Below are 3,410 nucleotides of genomic sequence, written 5' to 3'. Positions count from 1 at the left end.
TCAGCTTCCTTCTCGCTGCGGGATCTTTTTCCCAAGTGGCTCCGCCACGAGGGAAAAAGCTGTCCTCGCGAGAAGGAAGCTGAGAACCCGCGGGTTGTCACCTTTTGGACGTGGGCTATGTGCTTCGCACATACAGGCACGGCCTTCGGCCGCAAGGCAGGCGTGGCTTCGCCGCCCAGAGCACGGCTTCGCCGCAAAGGCACGGGCTTTGGCCGCGAGGTTGGTGTGGGGTTGCCCGTCCGCCTCGGGTTTGCCGGGGTGGCCTTATTCGGGTTTGAAGCCTCGGTGGACTGCTACGGCTCCGCCCATGAGGTCTCGCCAGGCGACCTTGGACCAGCCCGCTTCGGCGATCTTCGTCGACAGCGCCTGCTGGTCCGGCCAGGACCGGATGGACTCTGCCAGGTAGACGTACGCGTCGGGGTTGGACGACACGGCGCGCGCGATGGGCGGGAGCGCCCGCATCACGTAGTTCATGTAGACCGTGCGGAACGGTTCCCAGGTGGGCGTGGAGAACTCGCACACCACGAGCCGGCCGCCGGGGCGCACGACACGCGCCATCTCCCGCAGCCCCGCCACGGTGTCCACCACGTTGCGCAGGCCGAACGAGATCGTCGCCGCGTCGAACGAGGCGTCCGCGAACGGCAGGTGCAGCGCGTCGGCGGCCACCATCGGCAGCCCGCGGTCCCGCCCCACCGACAACATCCCGAGCGAGAAGTCCGCGGCCACGCACCACGCGCCGGAACGCGCGAGCTCCGCGGTCGACACCCCGCTGCCCGCGGCCAGGTCCAGGACCCGCTCCGTCGGCTTCGGGTCGAGCGCCTGCCGGGTGATCTGCCGCCACCGCCGGTCCTGGCCGAACGACATCACCGTGTTCGTCAGGTCGTAGCGCTTCGCGACGCCGTCGAACATCGCGGCGACCGCTTGCGGATCCTTGTCCAAACCGGCACGAGACACCCGTGCAGCCTACGTGCAGCGCGCGCTCACGCGGCCAACCGGTCGGCCCGGGGCCGCCCGATGACCTCCCCGTAGTGGCCGATCAGCTGCTCGCACAACGCGGGCCAGGTGCGCTGCGCGACGGACTCCCGCGCGGCGGCGCCGAAGCGCGCCCGCAACGCCGGATCGCGCAGCGCGCCGACGGCCGCGCGCAACCGCTCGGCGTACGCGGCCTCGTCGTGCGGCGGCAGCAGGTAGCCGGTCCGCCCCGGCAGCACGAGGTCGCGGGGGCCGCCCGCGTCCGGCGCGATCGCGGGGATCCCGGCGGCCATCGCCTCCTGCACCGACTGGCAGAACGTCTCGTACGGGCCGGTGTGCACGAACACGTCGAGGCTCGCGTAGATCCGCGCCAGCTCGTCACCCGTGCGCAGCCCCAGGAAAGCGGCTCCGGGCAGCTCCGCGGCCAGCGCCTCCCGCTGCGGCCCGTCGCCGACGACCACGACCCGCACCCCCGGCACGTCGTTGAGCGCGGCGAGCCGCTCGATGTGCTTCTCCGGGGCGAGCCTGCCGACGTAGCCGACCAGCAGCTCCCCGCCGGGAGCGAGCTCGGCGCGCAACGACTCGTCGCGCTTCGCCGGGTGGAACCGGGCCGTGTCCACGCCGCGGCCCCACCGGTGCACCCGGGGCACGCCGTGCTGCCGCAACGCCTCCGCCGCCCAGGTCGACGGCGCGAGCGTGCGGTCCGCCCCGCAGTGCAGCCGCCGCGTCCAGCGCCACGCGGCGCGCGCCGTCAGGCCCAGCCCGTACGACTCGGCGAACCCGGCGACGTCGGTCTGGTACACGGCGACCGTCGGCACGCCCAGCTTCCGCGCCGCCGCGAGCCCCCGAGCGCCCACCACGAACGGCGAAGCCAAGTGCACGACGTCCGGCCCGAAGTCCTGCAGCCCCTGCAGCAACCGCCGGGTCGGGAACCCGATCGGCAGCGACGACACCACCGGGAGGTCCACCGCGGGCAACCGGATCACCGGAGTGCCCTCGTACTCCTCCGGCCCGGCACCCGGAGCGATCACCAGAGCCTCATCACCCCGGCGACGCACGTGCTCGATCACCCGCAGCACGGAGTTCGTGACCCCGTTTACCTGCGGTAGGAAACTCTCCGACACGATGGCGATGCGCACGACGACACGGTCCCGCCCGACCTCGGCGCCCAGACGTCCCCCGCGTGACACCGCTCGGAACACGAACGTAAATACCGGCCAACTGCCCCGCCCCGTCCCGCTCGCGGCGCGGATCGGCGAGGGCAAAGGTCGGCAGGTCCTCTTTCCGCGTCCACCTCGGTGTGGCTTCGCATACACCGGGGGTCACGACACTGGAGCGGCATGACGGTCTTGCCTTCGCAGCCTTCCCACGACATCGAGCCCGGACTGATCTCCCGTGCGCTGGAAGTGGCGGGGCGGCTCGCGAACGACGCCGCCGACGTTATCACCGCGACGGCGGGGCGGGGGGCGAGGCCCGCGGCGTCGGAGTCGCCGTTCGACTGGGTCACGGACACGGGCCGCACATTGGAACGGCACACGCGCCGCGTGCTGGGCGACGAATTCCCCGGCGTCCCGGTGTTCGGCGAAGAGTTCGACTCGGACCCGGAATGGTCCACGTCGGTCGCCGACCAGCTCACCGCCCGCTCCGGTTCGGCCCGGTACCGCTGGTCGGTGGACCCGGTGGACGGGACCGCGAACTACGTGGCCGGGATGCCGTGGTGCGCCTACAGCCTCGCGATGCTCGACGAGCACGGGCCGGTGGTGGGCGTGGTGGCCGACCCGTACCGGTCGCAGATCTACGCGGCGGCGCGCGGCCGGGGCATGCGCGCCAACGGCACCCCGGTGCGGCTCGCCGATCAGCAGGAGACCCGCGCCGGCATCGTGTGCACCGAACTCACCCGCGGCGGGACGTGGCCGGGGATGGACCGGTTCATCAGCAACGCGACGAAAGCCCAGGTGGGCGTGCGGCTGCTGGGTTCCCCGGCGTTGGCGATCGCGCAGGTCGCGCTGGGCCACGCGACGGCGGCGGTGCTGGACTCCTACGAGGAGTGGGACGTCGCGGGCGCGTTGGCGCTCGCCGTCGAATCCGGCGCCGCCGTGCTCGACCGCCGCGGCGAACCGGCGACCCTGCCGATGGGTGGCCTGCTGGTGGCAGGCCCGGCGGTCGCCGGTGACGTACTCGAATGGTGGCAACAAGCCGCCCGCTGACCGGATTCCCGCGACCGTTCGATGTTTGGTGCGGCGGGTGGCGAGAACTGCCTTTCTTTGATCTTGCCTTCGCACGTGAGCGGCGTTCCTGGCAGTTGTCCTGTCAGCGGCGAAGCCGCTGAGCAGTGACCAGCCTGAGCAAGAAGACCACCCGCGGGTTCTCAGTCGTCTTCTCGCGAGGACAGCTTTTTCCCTCGTGGCGGAGCCACTCGGGAAAAAGATCCCGCAGCG

Annotated in this window: 3 protein-coding genes; 1 reads left to right on the top strand and 2 read right to left on the bottom strand. The window is 71.8% G+C overall.

Annotation, left to right across the window (positions count from 1 at the left end):
• Nucleotides 1-264: 264 nt before the first annotated feature.
• Together ACWD38_RS30235 and ACWD38_RS30230 are read right to left on the bottom strand one after the other, a co-directional pair.
• On the bottom strand, nt 265-954 hold the full coding sequence (locus ACWD38_RS30235) for a demethylmenaquinone methyltransferase (protein WP_450125441.1): 690 nt from the start codon (nt 952-954) through the stop codon (nt 265-267).
• 26 nt (nt 955-980) lie between these two features.
• Nucleotides 981-2,111, bottom strand: a complete 1,131-nt coding sequence (locus tag ACWD38_RS30230) for a glycosyltransferase family 4 protein (RefSeq protein WP_184476072.1) — start codon at nt 2,109-2,111, stop codon at nt 981-983.
• A 201-nt stretch (nt 2,112-2,312) separates the two neighbouring features.
• Between ACWD38_RS30230 and ACWD38_RS30225 the strand changes: the two genes are divergently transcribed.
• A complete protein-coding gene (locus ACWD38_RS30225; RefSeq protein WP_184476069.1) occupies nt 2,313-3,179 on the top strand; it encodes an inositol monophosphatase family protein in 867 nt (288 codons plus the stop codon).
• Nucleotides 3,180-3,410 lie beyond the last annotated feature (231 nt).

The sequence above is a fragment of the Saccharopolyspora sp. NPDC002578 genome (assembly GCF_053592695.1).
This window is presented reverse-complemented; position numbering and strand designations above follow the sequence as displayed.